The following is a 15060-nucleotide window of genomic DNA, read 5'->3' as shown; positions in this document are numbered from 1 at the left end:
TGCACCGCATAACCGTTCCTCAGCTAAGTCTTTGCTTATTCAAGAGAATCCCGGACAATCCGGCCCCTTCTATGGTCGGGGCGCTGCCTGTCAGGTTTTTCTGACTCGTCCCGGCCGTGTAAATGCGGAGATCCGACCGGATGAATGATCAGGCCAATAGCGTCGACGAACGCTATGCAACGACACCTGCAACCCTCTCAAGCTGGAGCCGCCAGGACACCACCTGGATGCTTGGCCTGTTCGGCACCGCCATTGGCGCCGGCACCTTGTTCCTGCCGATCAACGCCGGCCTGGGCGGCTTCTGGCCCTTGGTGATCCTGGCGGTGCTGGCGTTCCCGATGACGTTCTTTGCCCACCGTGGCCTGACCCGTTTCGTACTCTCCGGTCGTGCGGGCTCCGACATCACCGATGTGGTCGAAGAGCATTTCGGCATCAAGGCCGGTGCGTTGATCACGCTGCTGTACTTCTTCGCGATCTTCCCGATCCTGCTGATCTACAGCGTGGCCCTGACCAACACGGTCAGCAGCTTCATGGAGCACCAGTTGCACATCATGCCGCCGCCACGGGCGTTGCTGGCGTTTGTGCTGATCCTGGGGCTGCTGGCGGTGGTGCGTTGCGGTGAGCAGGTGATCGTCAAGGCCATGAGCCTGATGGTGTACCCGTTTATCGTCGCCTTGCTGTTCCTCGCGGTGTACCTGATCCCCCATTGGAACGGTGGCATCCTCAGCACCGCCAGTGTGGTGCCGGCACCGTCGGCGTTGCTCAACACCCTGTGGCTGGCGATTCCGGTGATGGTGTTCTCGTTCAACCACTCGCCGATCATCTCGGCGTTTGCGGTCGACCAGAAGCGCCAGTACGGCGAACACGCCGATGAGCGCAGTTCGCAGATCCTGTCCCGCGCGCACCTGTTGATGGTGGTGATGGTGCTGTTCTTCGTGTTCAGTTGCGTGCTGACCCTGTCGCCGGCGCAGTTGGGTGAGGCGAAAGCGCAGAACCTGTCGATCCTGTCGTACCTGGCCAACCACTTCAACAACCCGACCATCGCGTTTGCCGCGCCGTTGATCGCGTTCGTGGCGATTGCCAAGTCGTTCCTGGGCCACTACATCGGCGCCAGCGAAGGCCTCAAGGGCCTGGTGCTCAAGAGCGGTCGCCGTCCGGCCGCCAAGACCCTGGACCGCATGACCGCCGCCTTCATGCTGGTGGTGTGCTGGATCGTTGCCACGCTGAACCCGAGCATCCTCGGCATGATCGAGACCCTGGGCGGGCCGATCATCGCGTCGATCCTGTTCCTGATGCCGATGTACGCGATCCGCAAGGTGCCGGCCATGGCCAGGTACCGTGGGCAGGCGTCCAACGTGTTTGTCACGGCGGTGGGCCTGGTGGCGATTACCGCATTGATTTATTCGCTGCTGTCCTGACCCCGGGGCTCACGCCCGCAAGCCGATTCGCGCACACCGCGAATCGGCTTTTTTTTTGCCTGCGCAAAAGCTGACGCCGCGCAACCGTCGCCGACCAATGAGGGCTAAGCTTACCCACGCTTTTTGCCAGGATGGGTTGGGCCGATTGAAGACTGAAACCGATGCACCCGTTGCCGTAACCTCTAACCGCACCCAAGACCTGCTGGCCGGCTTATCCATTGCCGGTTTGCTGCTGCCGGAGGCCGTGGCCTATTCCAGTATTGCCGCGCTGCCGCCCCAGGCCGGGGTGATCGCCTTGTTTGCCGGGCTGGTGTGCTATGGCCTGTTCGGCAGCAGCCGCTTTGCGATTGTCTCGGCCACCTCGTCGTCGGCAGCCGTGTTGGCGGCGGCCACGGCGAGCCTGGCGGGTGACGACCCGGCATTGAGGCTGTCCCTGGCCTTCGGGCTGGTGTTGCTCACCGGGGTGTTTTTCCTGTTGGCCGGACTGTTCAAGCTCGGCGGCGTCACCTCGTTTATCGCCAAACCGGTATTGCGTGGCTTCGCCTTCGGCCTGGCGCTGACCATCATCCTCAAGCAATTGGCCGGTGTGGTGGGTGTGCACCTCACCGATAACAACCTGATCCGTTTTCTGCCGCAGTTGCTGGAGCAGCTGCCGCGCTGGAACTGGCCTGCGGCACTGGTGGCGACGCTGGCGTTGCTGGTGCTGTGGCTGTGCGCACGCCTCCCGCGCCTGCCCGGTGGCCTGGTGGTCGTGGTGCTCGGCATCGCTGCCGGGCAGTACCTGGACCTGCAGGCCTATGGGGTGGCGCAGATCGGCATGATCGACCTGCGCCTGGAGCTGGGGCATTTGCCGGTGCTGCCGTTTGCCGACTGGCTGCGCCTGGGGGAATTGGCGTTTGCGCTGGTGATGATCCTGTACGCGGAGTCCTACGGCTCTATCAGTTCGTTCGCGCTCAAGCATGGTGACCGGGTGTCATCCAACCGTGACCTGCTGGCGCTGGGCGCGGCCAACCTGGTCTCCGGGTTGTTCCACGGCATGCCGGCCGGTGCCGGGTATTCGGCGACGTCGGCCAACGAGGCGGCCGGCGCCTATTCGCGCCTGGCGGGGATTGTCGCGGCGCTGGTGATCTTGCTGATTGTGCTGACGGTGCTGCCCTATGTCGCGCTCACGCCGGAGCCGGTGCTGGCCGCCGTCGTCATCTATGCCCTGGGACGAGGCTTGAGCGTGCAGCCGCTGGGGCGTTATTTCCTGTGGCGGCGCGATCGCGTGCTGGTGATCTGTGCGGTAACGGCAGTGCTGGTGCTCGGTGTGCTGGATGGTTTGCTGGTGGCGGTCGCGATCAGCGTGATGTTGATGCTGCGCCAGATGTCCTCAGCCGACATCCAGGTGCTGGGGCGCTTGGGTGACAGTCATGACTTTGTCGATCGCCAGCACCATGCCGATGCCCTGGCCGTGCCGGGGGTCTTGATCGTCCGGCCCAGCGAGGCGCTGTTTTTTGCCAATGCCGAACGCATCCTGGGCGCGGCCTTGCGCCTGATGCGCCAGTCGCCGGTCGAGGCGGTGGTGTTGAGCCTGGAAGAATCCCCGGACCTGGACGGCACCAGCATCGAAGCCCTGGCGGCGTTTTTTGCCCAGGTGCGCGGGGAGGGCAAGCGCCTGGTGTTGGCCCGTGTGCGGCATGACGCCCGCGAGGTGTTGCAGGGGGTGCCCGAAGCATTGGCGCCCCATGTGCTGCTCAGTGGCTTGAGCGTCGATGGCGCGGTGCAGTTGGCGCTTGAAGTGGGCAAAGCGTAACGCGTGGGGCTTGCCCTCGATAGCGGTGGGTCAGTGACAGATGCATCAACTGAATGTGTTTGTATTCCAGGCATAAAAAACGCCGCGTACCTTGCGATACGCGGCGTCCTTCACATCAACACACCGTTAAGCCTGGATCACCGGGATGTTGGCGCTTGCTGCGATTTTGCGGAACTCGGCGATCTGGTCGAAGTTCAGGTAGCGGTAGACGTCACTGGCCATGGTGTCCAGTTTCGCTGCGTAGCCCATGTACTCTTCGACGGTCGGCAGGCGACCCAGGGTGGAGGCGACTGCCGCCAGCTCAGCCGAAGCCAGGTAGACGTTCGCGCCGTCACCCAGGCGGTTCGGGAAGTTACGGGTCGACGTCGATACCACGGTCGAGTTCGGCTCTACACGTGCCTGGTTACCCATGCACAGCGAGCAGCCCGGCATTTCCATGCGCGCGCCAGCCTTGCCGTAGATGCCGTAGTAGCCTTCTTCGGTCAACTGGTGAGCGTCCATCTTGGTCGGCGGCGACAGCCACAGGCGAGTTGGCAACTGACCCTTGACCTGCTCCAGCAACTTACCGGCAGCGCGGAAGTGACCGATGTTGGTCATGCACGAACCGATGAACACTTCGTCGATCTTCTCGCCGGCAACGCTGGACAGCAGACGGGCATCGTCCGGGTCGTTCGGTGCGCAGAGGATCGGCTCGTTGATTTCGGCCAGGTCGATCTCGATGATTTCAGCGTATTCCGCGTCGGCATCGGCTTCCATCAGTTCCGGGTTGGCGACCCAGGCTTCCATCGCTTGGGCACGACGTTCCAGGGTGCGGGCATCGCCGTAGCCTTCGCCGATCATCCAGCGCAGCAGGGTGATGTTGGAGTTCAGGTACTCGGTGACGGACTCTTTCGACAGCTTGATGGTGCAACCGGCAGCCGAACGTTCGGCCGAGGCGTCGGAGAGCTCGAAAGCCTGCTCCAGCGTCAGGTCGTTCAGGCCTTCGATTTCCAGGATGCGGCCGGAGAAGGCGTTTTTCTTGCCTTTCTTCTCTACGGTCAGCAGGCCAGCCTGGATCGCGTAGTAAGGAATGGCATGAACCAGGTCACGCAGGGTGATGCCAGGTTTCATCTTGCCTTTGAAGCGCACCAGGATCGATTCCGGCATGTCCAGCGGCATGACGCCGGTGGCCGCGGCGAACGCGACCAGACCGGAACCGGCCGGGAACGAGATGCCCATCGGGAAACGGGTGTGGGAGTCACCACCGGTGCCGACGGTATCCGGCAGCAGCATGCGGTTCAGCCAGCTGTGGATGATGCCGTCGCCTGGACGCAGCGATACACCGCCACGGGTCATGATGAAGTCAGGCAGGGTGTGGTGGGTGGTCACGTCGATCGGCTTTGGATACGCCGCGGTGTGGCAGAACGACTGCATCACCAGGTCGGTCGAGAAGCCCAGGCACGCCAGGTCTTTCAGTTCGTCACGGGTCATCGGACCGGTGGTGTCCTGGGAACCCACGGTGGTCATCTTCGGTTCGCAGTAGGTGCCAGGACGAACGCCTTTGCCTTCCGGCAGGCCGCAGGCCTTGCCGACCATTTTCTGGGCCAGGGTGAAACCCTTGCCCGTGTCGACCGGTGCTTCAGGCAGCTTGAACAGGTCGGTAGGGCCCAGGCCCAGCTCGGCGCGCGCCTTGTCGGTCAGGCCACGGCCGATGATCAGCGGGATACGGCCGCCGGCGCGAACTTCGTCGAGCAGGACCGGGGTCTTCATTTCGAAGGTGGTCAGGACTTCGTCGGTGCCGTGCTTGCAGACTTTGCCAGCATGAGGGTACAGGTCGATCACGTCGCCCATGTTCATGTTGGTTACGTCGAATTCGATCGGCAGTGCGCCGGCATCTTCCATGGTGTTGTAGAAGATGGGAGCGATCTTGCTGCCGAAGCAGAAGCCGCCGGCGCGCTTGTTCGGCACGTAGGGAACGTCGTCGCCGAAGAACCACAGCACCGAGTTGGTCGCGGATTTACGCGAAGAGCCGGTACCGACCACGTCACCGACGTAGGCGATCGGGAAGCCTTGGCCGCGCATTTCTTCGATCTGCTTCATCGGGCCGGTCTTGCCTTGCTCGTCCGGCACGATGCCTTCACGTGCCATTTTCAGCATGGCCAGGGCGTGCAGCGGGATGTCAGGGCGGGACCAGGCGTCCGGGGCAGGGGACAGGTCGTCGGTGTTGGTTTCGCCGGTGACCTTGAACACGCGCAGGCTGATCTTGTCGGCCAGGGTCGGACGGTTGCGGAACCACTCGCCGTCAGCCCAGGACTGGATCACGGCTTTGGCGTGCGCGTTGCCGTTGCGGGCTTTTTCGGCGACGTCGTGGAACGCATCGAACATCAGCAGGGTGTGCTTGAGTTGGGCAGCCGCGACAGGCGCCAGCTCGGCGTCGTCCAGCAGCTCGACCAACGTCACGATGTTGTAGCCGCCCTGCATGGTGCCGAGCAGTTCAACCGCGCGTTTCTTGTCGATCAGGGGGGAAGTGGCTTCGCCCTTGGCCAGGGCAGACAGGAAGCCGGCCTTGACGTAGGCAGCTTCGTCAACGCCCGGTGGAATACGGTTGGTGATCAGGTCAACGAGGAATTCTTCTTCGCCAGCCGGGGGATTCTTCAGCAGCTCAACCAGGCCTGCGGTTTGTTCGGCATTAAGCGGCTGGGGAACGATACCCAGTGCTGCACGCTCTTCGATATGTTTGCGGTAGGCTTCAAGCACAGTTATTACCCTCATCAGTGGTCCCACGGGACGCTCATCCAGAAATGAACGGCACGCATGCGCTCGGGGGCTTTTTGGGCCGCAAAGCCAGCGCTGCCGGCATTCCTTACAGAAGCTGCTTTCAAAGTTTTACGCCTGCAGAACGGAGCTGATGAGGGTTGGCGCTGATCATTACCTGCCGGGTAATGACCATCGCCAACACCGTTCTGAAGGAACGACTGTGCTCGTGACGCTTTGAAAACAGCTTCCAGCGGATTATTGGCGCCTTACAAGGCCGGATGATTCTACGGCAAAAAATTTCTAAAGGTAAGTTGCATCACCAAGTTTGCTGGGTGATCAACCTTAGACAAAGGGCTAACATGGCGCACTGTTTCGCTGATTTGCGTGTTGTTGCCCATGTCCAACCAAACCATCAAGACCCCCTGCGTCGGCCTGTGCTCCACGGTCTACGGCGATCTCGTGTGCCGTGGCTGCAAGCGTTTCCACCACGAAGTGATCCAGTGGAATGGCTATAACGAGGAAGAAAAACGCGCGGTCTGGCTGCGGCTGGAGCAACTGTTGGTGCAGGTGATGGCCGGCAAACTCGAGATTTTCGACCCCAAGACCCTGCGCGGCCAACTGGAGCAACGCAAGATCCGTTTTGTGCCGCACCAGTCCGAGTACTGCTGGGCGTACCAGCTGATTGCCCGCGGCGCGCGGGTGATCAATAACCTGGAGGCGTACGGCATGGTGCTGTTGCCGGAGTTTCGCGACCGGGCCTTGCCGGAACTGCGCGATGCCATCGACCGTGAGTTCTTCATTCTGTCCGAGGCCCATTACCAGCGCTATATCGCCCCGGGGTTCCTGAGAGACGCGCTCGCTGACTGACAACACACATCCAACTGTGGGAGGGGGATCGGCGTCAGGCCTTGGTCGCCAGTTCCTCCAGGTGATCCATCAACGTCTGCGGCTTGAGCACCAGTACATCACTGTCCACCGCATCCAGGATCACCTCCGCCGTATTACCGATCAACGCCCCGGAAATGCCGGTGCGCCCCACGGTGCCGATGATGGTCACGGCCGCTTTCAATGTGTGGGCCAGGTGGGGGATCAATACATCCGCCGGGCCCTCCTCGACATGCAGGTGCGCGTCATCCACATCGAATTCCGCCTGGAACGCCTTGCACTGCTCGCGATAACGCGCCTCGATGGTTTCCTTGAGCTGGAACGTCGGGTCCGCCGCCGACAACATCGGCGACGGATGGGCGCTGATCACATGCAACTGCGCCTTGGCCAGGCTGGCGATGTCGAAGCCATGGTCGATGATCGCGTGATGCAGCTCGCGGTGTTCCCCGTCGTTGTTGCCCACATCGATCGCCGCCAGAATCACCCCGCCCGCCCAGGGTGTGGACGTCTTGACCAGCAACACCGGCGTCGGGCACAAGCGCAACAGCTTCCAGTCCGCCGGCGTCAGCAGCGCTTTTTTCAGCGGGCTGTCGGGAAAGTGCTGCTTGATCACCAGCCCGCAACCTTCGGCCTGCTGCACGTCGATAATGGTCTCATGCAGGCTTTCATTCCACGCTTGCTCGGTGCTGACGCTGTAACCGTCCTCCTGCAAGCCGGCCTTGAGCAGGCTCAACAGCGCCGAATGCTCGTGTTTCTTGTCGCAGACCAGCAAGTGCAGGTGCGCGCCGGTAACCCCGGCGATCAGCTTGGCGCGCTTGAGGGCCAGGCTTTCCGAATGCGCGGGCTCGATGACCACCAGGATGCTGCGAATGGCTTGCATGATCGGATCTCCAAAAGGGTGGGCGTGGAACAACTATAGTTGCTGCCCGCCAGACGTCATGTTGATGCACATCAAGGCCGGTGGCTGGTGGTCTGCGGCGCGGTGGGTATAATCGGCGGCCTTTTTGTGATCCTTTGCCCGTGAGCCCGATGAACCTGCCCGAAATCCACGAATTCCTCGGTTGCCGAACCCCCGATGCCTGGGTGCAGGCCGCATTGGCCGATCAGGACACCCTGTTGATCGACCACAAGAACTGCGAATTCAAAGCGGCCAGCACCGCCCTGAGCCTGATCGCCAAGTACCACGCCCATGTTGACCTGATCAATATGATGTCGCGGCTGGCCCGGGAAGAACTGGTGCACCATGAGCAGGTCATGCGCCTGATCAAGAAGCGCAAGGTCGAGTTGCGCCAACTGCACGCCGGGCGCTATGCCTCCGGTTTGCGCAAGGTGGTGCGCAGCCACGAACCGGTCAAGCTGGTGGATACCCTGGTGGTCGGCGCCTTTATCGAAGCGCGCAGTTGCGAGCGTTTCGAAGCCCTGGTGCCGCATTTGGACGAAGAACTCGGCAAGTTCTACTTCGGCCTGCTGAAAAGCGAGGCGCGGCACTTCCAGGGTTACCTGAAGCTGGCCTACCAGTACGGCGACGCCAAGGACATCGCCCAGGTGATCGAGCGGGTGAGGGCGGCCGAGCAGGAACTGATCGAATCACCCGACATCGAGTTCCGCTTTCACAGTGGCGTGCCAGCCTGAGGCCACGGCCACGCCGATCAAGGCGCTGATCCCGGTCAGTAGCAGGATCACCGTCTGCGTGCCCAAGGGCGCCGCCAGCACTGCAATCACCAGGCCCGCCAGCGGCTGGGCCAGGTTGTTGAGCAAGGTGATCACGCCCACGGTCTTGCCGAAGTCCTGCACTGGAATGACCCGCTGACGAGTACTGCGCAGGTAAACGTTGAACATCTTGTCGAAGCCGGTGACCAGCAGGAATCCCAGGGTGTACGCCCACAGGCTGGGACTGACCGCCATCACCAACGCCCCGGCGCCGATCATCGAGTAAGACAGCCCGCCCAGCACTTTTAAGGGCAACGTGGCGCGCGCCAGGTAAAACAGAATCGCGATGGTCACCCCCGCGCCGGCCGCCTGCAGCAGGGCATAGGTGTCCTTGTCGGCAGCGTAGAGGCCGGTGACCATGGCCGCGGAGGTGGCCAGCGTCACGCCGATGATCAGGTTCACACCGACCGCCAGGGTAATGATCCGCTTCAGGTCCGCCAGGTTGCGGATATGCCCGAACGCGATGCGCAGCGGTTGCAGCCAGATATCCCGGTGCTGCTGATGGGTTTCCAGGCTTGCCGTGGTTTTGCGCTGCCAGGCCAGCATCGCCAGGTCCGCCAGCACAAACAGCCCGGCAATCCCCAACACCACCCAGTGCCAGGCCCACACCTCCAGCATCAGCGCGGCCACCAGCGGCCCCAGCACCAGCCCGCTCTGGTCGGCGATCTGCGAGTAGGAGAGGGTCTTGGCATAGCTGTACTGCGAGAAGACATGCGGCATCAGCACTTCGCGGGCCATGATGCCCTGGGTCGTCAGCACCCCGCATAACGCCGACAGCAGCACCAGCCAGTAGATACCGTCGAACACCCCATACAACGCCACCGCCATCACACAGGCCAGTGCCCGGTAAACCTGGCTGATATGCAGGATGCGCACCGGCGAATACTTGTCGCACAACGCCCCGCACACCGGAAACGCGAGATAGCGCGGCAGTGATTCGACAAAGAAGGCCAGCCCGGCCCAGGACACGCTGTGGGTGGTCTGGAACACGATCAGTGGCACGATAAACAACAGGATCTGGTCCGCCAGCCGCGACAGGAACAGCGAAACGAAGAACGCCAGGTAATCCTTGCGCATACAACTCCCTGTGGATGGCGTTAAAAAATGCAGGCTATTTGTTAAAAACTCTTAAAAGCATGAAGCTTCGTCGGCACCAACTGGCCAGTTGCTTTAGTTGACCAGCTTGCCACCTATAATGCCCGCTCTTCAATCCGTCTTTGCACACTGAGAACTTATGGAAAACCTGGGTCTGGGCAAGGTCCTGCTCGTTGAGGACGACGAGAAGCTGGCAGGGCTGATCGCGCATTTTCTGTCACAGCATGGCTTTGAGGTCCGCGTGGTGCACCGCGGCGATGAAGCCCTGGCGGCGTTCCTCGACTTCAAACCCAAGATTGTCGTGCTCGACCTGATGCTGCCGGGCCAGAGTGGCCTGCATGTGTGCCGCGAGATCCGCACGGTGTCCGACACCCCCATTGTGATCCTCACTGCCAAGGAAGACGACCTGGACCATATCCTCGGCCTGGAGTCGGGTGCCGACGACTATGTGATCAAGCCGATCAAGCCGCCGGTACTGCTGGCACGCCTGCGCGCCCTGCAACGTCGCCAGGCGCCCGAGCCGACGGTGCGCGGCGCCCTCGCGTTCGGCCGCTTGGCGATTGACCGCAGTTGCCGGGTGGTCAGCCTGGGGGACGAGCAGATCGACCTCACCACCATGGAGTTCGAGCTGCTGTGGTTGCTGGCCAGCAGCGCGGGCAAGATTCTTTCCCGCGACGACATCCTCAACCGCATGCGCGGCATTGCCTTTGACGGCCTTAACCGCAGCGTCGACGTATACATCAGCAAGCTGCGCGGCAAGCTCAATGACAACCCCCGTGAGCCGGTGTGCATCAAGACCATCTGGGGCAAGGGCTATCTGTTCAATCCGTTTGCGTGGGAGGTCTAGATGCTGCGCCTGTTTCTGCGCCTGTATGTGATTCTGGCGATCGGCCTGGCCGGGGCGATCTGGCTGGTCAACTACACCTTCGACGAACTGCTCCCCGAAGCCAACGAAACCTACAACCGCGAAGCCATGCGTGGCCCGGCATACGGCTTGGTGGAGCAATTGCGGCCGTTGCCCGTGGAGCAGCGCGCCGCACGGCTGGCCGAGTTGCAGTCCCACTACGGCCTGCGCCTGAAGCTGGTGCAGAAGGATGCCCAGGCCCTCACCGAGCGCGAACAAAAGCTTCTGGAACAGGGCTTGCTGGTGGTGCGCGGCGACTTTATGGAGTTTCTCACGGCCATCGACGGTGGCGCGCAACTGCTGGAAATCAAGCTGCCGGAAGAGCCCAAATGGTTATACCTGTGGGCCTACGGTTTTCTCGGGCTGTGCCTGGCCATCGTCCTGTATTTCTGGGTGCGCCCGCACTGGCGCGACCTGGAACATATCCGCCTGGCCGCGCAGCGCTTCGGCGACAACGACCTCGGCTCGCGCATCCTGCTGCCGCGCAGCTCCACCGTGCGTGCGCTGGCCGGGCACTTCAACCAGATGGCCGAGCGCATCGAAAGCCTGATCGCCAACCAGCGCGAACTCACCAATGCGGTGTCCCACGAACTGCGTACACCGATTGCACGGTTATCGTTCGAACTCGACCAACTCAAGCAACAGGCCGACCCGCGCCAGCGGGGCGAATTGATCGCCGATATGTACGCTGACCTCGGCGAGCTGGAGGAGATGGTGTCCGAGCTGCTCACCTACGCCAGCCTGGAGCGCGGCGCCACTCAGGTCACCCGCGAGCGCATCGAGGCCCACAGCTGGCTCGACAGCGTGATCGGCAGCGTCGCGCTGGAGGCGGAGGCGGCCGGTATCCAGCTGACGTTGCGTACCTGCGAGGTCGACTTTATCCAGATCGAGCCGCGCTTCATGGCCCGCGCCGTGATCAACCTGCTGCGCAATGCCATCCGTTATGCCGAGCGCCGGGTCGAGGTGTCGCTGGTGAAGTTCGGCGAGGGCTACGAAGTGCGTGTGTGTGACGACGGCCCCGGCGTGCCCGAGGACGGCCGGGCCAGGATCTTCCAGCCCTTCATGCGCCTGGATGCCAGTCGCGACCGCCGCACCGGCGGCTTCGGCCTCGGCCTGGCGCTGGTGCAGCGGGTGTCGCAGTGGCATGGCGGGCACGTGCACGTGATGGATTCGGAGTGGGGCGGGGCGTCGTTTCGCATGACGTGGGCGTATGCCGAATAAGTATCCGGAGAACAATGGGAGGCAAATGTGGGAGGGAGCAAGCCCCTTCCCACATTTTCTGACGGGCTTACCCGGTCAAAAGGTGTATTCCAACACCCCCATCACCGAGGTCTGCAAGCGCCGCTCCACAATCGGGCTCTTGCCCGCGTCATCCGCCAGGTATTGCACATCCAGCAGGGTCGAGAACTGGGTGTGCTCGCTGATCGGCAGGCTCCACACCAGGTTCATGCCATTGCTGATATTGCCCGCACCGGCCTTGTAGGCCTTGAAGCGACTTTGCGCGGCCTGGCCGGTGGTCACGCCGTACCAGGTCTGCAGGTAATTGCGGTCACCAAAGTGACTGTTGAGGCTGGCATCGACCGATCCGTAGCGGCCGTCGTAGAGCGTGGTGCCCAGGCTCAGCTCCAGGTGGGTGAACGCCTTGCCGCTGTCCTTGTGGTCATCTTCCTTGAGCGCGTGTTCCAGGGTCGCGCCGGCAATCACGCCACCCAGGTTATAGCTGGCACTCACTCCCACTTGCGGGCGGGCCTTGATCTCGCCCATGCCCTTGAGCCGCTTCGAGCCGGCGTGCAGGCTATGATTCTTGTCCTTGCGTGAATGGCTGGCACCGATATAGGTGCTGAAGCTCAAGGCGTTGCCTTCATAGCCCCAGCCCAGACCTTTGTCGGTGTCGAGGAATATCCCCCAAGGGCTGACGACTTTGCCGCCCAGCACCGGCGCGGTCATGCGCTCATCGCTGCCGCTGTAGCGGGGCACGTTGGCCATGCCGGCCTTGAGGCTGTATTGCCAGTCTTCGGCAATTGCGCGGTCGGCAGCGGCCAGCAGGCACAGTGAGGAGAGCGACAGGTACAGGGGGGTTGAGCGCATAAAGGGTTCCATATGGGGGGTTAGAAAGCCAAGGGTTTATAAGGGGATCGGGTGCGTTTGAAGGCGTAGCCCGAAGCGCTGAGACCGTTGATCTGGCGGCTCACCGTATCGCCCAGGCCATAGCCGTTGCCGGCGAGGACGGCATGGGCGTTGTCGATGGGCAGCAGGATGTAGTCGGTCAGCGGTTCGTCGTGCAGTTGGCCGCGGATCACCAGGAAGCCGTCTTCCAGGCGCACGCTGATGCCGCTCAGGGGGGCGTCCGGCTCATGGGTGTTGAGCACTTGATAGGTCCCGATGGTGTCGGCCCAGGCCGAGGGCAAGGGCGGCGGTTCGATGCGCTCACCGATAGCCACGCGCTGGCCGTGGCTGCGGGCGGTGAGCATCTGGCGGCCTTGCACGCTGATCACGTCCAGTTGCACGCGGCCCAGTTCGCCGAGGTCCTTGAGCCAGAAGCCGAGCACTTTCTTCTGCGCGCGCAACCAGCCATCGTCGTCGCGCAATAATTCGAAGGTGTAGCCGGCCAACTCGCCCGACAGCCGCTGATCGTCATCCTTGATCCGGAACACGCCCCAGGCGGTGGCGTAGAAGCCGGCCAGGCGCCTGCGGTCGATGGCGGCCGGCACGTGGCGCAGTTTCAGGCCGTGGATGGGCGCCTGGCAGTCGTCGGCGCAGACGGCGTGGCCGGTTTGCGCCTGGAGCAGCAGGCGCAGGGTGTCGGTGGCCAGGCCGGCCACCAGGTCTTCGGCGTTGCTGTCATTGGCCATGATGATCACGGCCAGTTGTTGGTCGGGCAGCAGGCTCAACTGCGCGGCAAAATCATCGCCGCCACCGCTGTGCTGGTAGGTGCGTATACCGGGGCCGACGGGTTCGTCACCGCATGGGGCGAGGAACCAGCCCAGGCCCATCTGGCAATCGAAGTCCAGCGCATTGCCGGTGTTCTGCTGGGCGAACATCGCGTCGATCGAAGCGCTGCCCAGCACGCGGTTGCCTTTGTAGACGCCTTGGGCGAAGAGCATGTGCACGTAATGCGCGAGGTCTTTCGGGCTGGCCCACAGGCCGCTGGCGGCGATGTCGCGCACCGGGGCATCGGTACTGGCAACGCCGTCCGTGTAGCCCAGGGCGCGGAACGCCTGCTGGCTGGCGGTGCCGACAAAACTCGACTGGTTCATTTCCAGCGGCTTGAGCAGGCTGTTTTGCAACTGGGCTTCAAAGCTTTTGCCGCTGCTGCGCTCGATGGCCGCTCCCACCAGGGCATAACCGAGGTTGGAATACGCCACCTGCGAGCCTGGCGGGCTGCTCAGCCAAACCCCCGACACGCGCATCGGCATCTGCCCCATGGCGTAGGTGCTGTGCAGGTCACGCAGGTGTTCACTGGGCAGGCCGGACTGGTGGCTGAGTAAACGCCGCAGGGTCACAGCGCGGTCGGCAGCGGCCTGGTCGTCATGAAAGCGCGAGCGCACGTAAAACTCGCGCAAGGTCTGCTGGATCGGCGCATCCAGCGCCAGCCGCTGTTGTTCCACACATTGCAGCGCGGCCGTGGCGGTGAGCAGCTTGGAAATGCCACCGGCACGGAACGCGGTGTTGGGCGTGACCGGCACGCCCCGGGCCTTGTCGGCCAGGCCGAAGCCCTGGGCCCAGATCAGCTCCTGGCCATTGACCAGGGCAATCGACAGGCCGGCGATATGCTCTTGGGCGATCGCCCGGGGAATGCGGGCTTGCAGGTAGCGGATGATCGCGCCGTAGTCACCCTTCTGAATGGGCGGTGGTGCCGGCGGTTGCCCATGGCAACCGAGGCTGCCCAGCAGGCAACCCAGCAGCGGAATACCGCGCAATCTGCGAAACATGAGGAGCACCCGAATGGCTGTTTGGATGCTCGAATGCTAGGGAAGGGCCGTCCAACAATCTTTGCGAGCTTTGTCGGGAAACTGTCAAAGACTGTTAACGGCTGAGCCCATGGCGTTCATGCCACTGCGCGATGGATTCTTCGGGGTATTCCTCAAACTGCAGGTCGCCCTTGCGCACGCTGACCTCGACCCACGGCGCCTTTGAGCCCAGCATCAGGTGCGTATGCGCCGGCGGTACTGGCAACGGCGTGTCGATGGCCGAGGCAAACGGGTGGATCAGCTCCGGCCACTCCGGGCTGAACAGCCATAGCGCAGTGCCGCACTGCGAACAGAAATGCCGCTCGGCGCTACTCGCATGGGCACGGCTGGCGCCCTCGGGTTTGAGCCGGGCGTGGTAGATCGAAATCTGTTTGCGCCCGCGCACTTGCAAGCTATTGGCATCCCCGGCCAGGTTGATCGCATAACCGCCGCCGCCCTGGGTCTTGCGGCAGATCGAGCAATAGCAACGCTGGTAAGGGTACGGGTGGGCGCTGGTGAGGCTGAACGTCACGGCGCCGCAGTGGCAGGATCCCTCAAGCTGCATCG

The 15060-nt window shown here is 62.7% G+C and carries 12 protein-coding genes; 6 read left to right on the top strand and 6 right to left on the bottom strand.

Annotation, left to right across the window (positions count from 1 at the left end; translation table 11 throughout):
• Positions 1 to 140: 140 nt before the first annotated feature.
• Together V3W40_RS05220 and V3W40_RS05215 are read left to right on the top strand one after the other, a co-directional pair.
• Positions 141 to 1418 carry a serine/threonine transporter gene (locus V3W40_RS05220; RefSeq protein WP_065928003.1) on the top strand — a complete coding sequence of 426 codons (1278 nt, stop codon included), beginning with the start codon at positions 141 to 143 and terminating at the stop codon, positions 1416 to 1418.
• 145 nt (positions 1419 to 1563) lie between these two features.
• A complete protein-coding gene (locus V3W40_RS05215; protein WP_330214571.1) occupies positions 1564 to 3213 on the top strand; it encodes a SulP family inorganic anion transporter in 1650 nt (549 codons plus the stop codon).
• Positions 3214 to 3339: 126 nt separating this feature from the next.
• On the opposite strand, the gene acnB is transcribed toward V3W40_RS05215, so the two are convergent.
• Positions 3340 to 5949, bottom strand: a complete 2610-nt coding sequence (gene acnB, locus V3W40_RS05210; protein WP_065942045.1) for a bifunctional aconitate hydratase 2/2-methylisocitrate dehydratase — start codon at positions 5947 to 5949, stop codon at positions 3340 to 3342.
• Positions 5950 to 6345: 396 nt separating this feature from the next.
• Between acnB and V3W40_RS05205 the strand changes: the two genes are divergently transcribed.
• Positions 6346 to 6816, top strand: coding sequence for a DUF1289 domain-containing protein (locus V3W40_RS05205; protein ID WP_330214570.1), 471 nt, complete (start codon positions 6346 to 6348; stop codon positions 6814 to 6816).
• Positions 6817 to 6850: 34 nt separating this feature from the next.
• Here the strand turns inward: V3W40_RS05205 and V3W40_RS05200 are convergent, their stop codons facing one another.
• On the bottom strand, positions 6851 to 7714 hold the full coding sequence (locus V3W40_RS05200) for a universal stress protein (protein WP_330214569.1): 864 nt from the start codon (positions 7712 to 7714) through the stop codon (positions 6851 to 6853).
• A 149-nt stretch (positions 7715 to 7863) separates the two neighbouring features.
• On the opposite strand from V3W40_RS05200, the gene V3W40_RS05195 reads away from it, so the two are divergent.
• Complete coding sequence (locus V3W40_RS05195) at positions 7864 to 8466, top strand: tRNA-(ms[2]io[6]A)-hydroxylase (protein WP_027608547.1); 603 nt, start codon at positions 7864 to 7866, stop codon at positions 8464 to 8466.
• Here the strand turns inward: V3W40_RS05195 and V3W40_RS05190 are convergent.
• Positions 8422 to 9621 carry an MFS transporter gene (locus tag V3W40_RS05190; protein WP_330214568.1) on the bottom strand — a complete coding sequence of 400 codons (1200 nt, stop codon included), beginning with the start codon at positions 9619 to 9621 and terminating at the stop codon, positions 8422 to 8424. The two genes, V3W40_RS05195 and V3W40_RS05190, sit on opposite strands and share 45 nt — an antisense overlap.
• Before the next feature lie 157 nt (positions 9622 to 9778).
• Between V3W40_RS05190 and V3W40_RS05185 the strand changes: the two genes are divergently transcribed.
• Together V3W40_RS05185 and V3W40_RS05180 are read left to right on the top strand one after the other, a co-directional pair.
• Complete coding sequence (locus V3W40_RS05185) at positions 9779 to 10486, top strand: response regulator (protein ID WP_065928008.1); 708 nt, start codon at positions 9779 to 9781, stop codon at positions 10484 to 10486.
• Positions 10487 to 11764, top strand: coding sequence for an ATP-binding protein (locus V3W40_RS05180; protein WP_330214567.1), 1278 nt, complete (start codon positions 10487 to 10489; stop codon positions 11762 to 11764).
• Positions 11765 to 11839: 75 nt separating this feature from the next.
• Here the strand turns inward: V3W40_RS05180 and V3W40_RS05175 are convergent, their stop codons facing one another.
• From V3W40_RS05175 to V3W40_RS05165, 3 genes are all read right to left on the bottom strand, one after another.
• Entirely contained in the window at positions 11840 to 12631 is a 792-nt protein-coding gene (locus tag V3W40_RS05175) for a MipA/OmpV family protein (RefSeq protein WP_323145994.1), read from the bottom strand.
• 20 nt (positions 12632 to 12651) lie between these two features.
• Positions 12652 to 14475: a serine hydrolase domain-containing protein gene (locus tag V3W40_RS05170; RefSeq protein WP_330214566.1), complete on the bottom strand. Its 1824-nt coding sequence runs from the start codon at positions 14473 to 14475 to the stop codon at positions 12652 to 12654.
• A 94-nt stretch (positions 14476 to 14569) separates the two neighbouring features.
• Positions 14570 to 15058 carry a GFA family protein gene (locus V3W40_RS05165; RefSeq protein WP_092356866.1) on the bottom strand — a complete coding sequence of 163 codons (489 nt, stop codon included), beginning with the start codon at positions 15056 to 15058 and terminating at the stop codon, positions 14570 to 14572.
• Between the last annotated feature and the right edge of the window lie 2 nt (positions 15059 to 15060).

The sequence above is a fragment of the Pseudomonas sp. AM8 genome (assembly GCF_036346475.1).
Lineage (GTDB): Bacteria > Pseudomonadota > Gammaproteobacteria > Pseudomonadales > Pseudomonadaceae > Aquipseudomonas > Aquipseudomonas marginalis.
This window is presented reverse-complemented; position numbering and strand designations above follow the sequence as displayed.

Excerpts from the sequence above, each read along its gene's own strand:
- V3W40_RS05220 (WP_065928003.1), top strand. The coding sequence starts at position 141 with ATGAATGATCAGGCCAATAGCGTCGACGAACGCTATGCAACGACACCT.
- V3W40_RS05190 (WP_330214568.1), bottom strand. The coding sequence starts at position 9,621 with ATGCGCAAGGATTACCTGGCGTTCTTCGTTTCGCTGTTCCTGTCGCGG.
- V3W40_RS05195 (WP_027608547.1), top strand. The coding sequence starts at position 7,864 with ATGAACCTGCCCGAAATCCACGAATTCCTCGGTTGCCGAACCCCCGAT.
- V3W40_RS05175 (WP_323145994.1), bottom strand. The coding sequence starts at position 12,631 with ATGCGCTCAACCCCCCTGTACCTGTCGCTCTCCTCACTGTGCCTGCTG.
- V3W40_RS05180 (WP_330214567.1), top strand. The coding sequence starts at position 10,487 with ATGCTGCGCCTGTTTCTGCGCCTGTATGTGATTCTGGCGATCGGCCTG.
- V3W40_RS05200 (WP_330214569.1), bottom strand. The coding sequence starts at position 7,714 with ATGCAAGCCATTCGCAGCATCCTGGTGGTCATCGAGCCCGCGCATTCG.
- V3W40_RS05205 (WP_330214570.1), top strand. The coding sequence starts at position 6,346 with ATGTCCAACCAAACCATCAAGACCCCCTGCGTCGGCCTGTGCTCCACG.
- V3W40_RS05185 (WP_065928008.1), top strand. The coding sequence starts at position 9,779 with ATGGAAAACCTGGGTCTGGGCAAGGTCCTGCTCGTTGAGGACGACGAG.
- V3W40_RS05170 (WP_330214566.1), bottom strand. The coding sequence starts at position 14,475 with ATGTTTCGCAGATTGCGCGGTATTCCGCTGCTGGGTTGCCTGCTGGGC.
- V3W40_RS05165 (WP_092356866.1), bottom strand. The coding sequence starts at position 15,058 with ATGCAGCTTGAGGGATCCTGCCACTGCGGCGCCGTGACGTTCAGCCTC.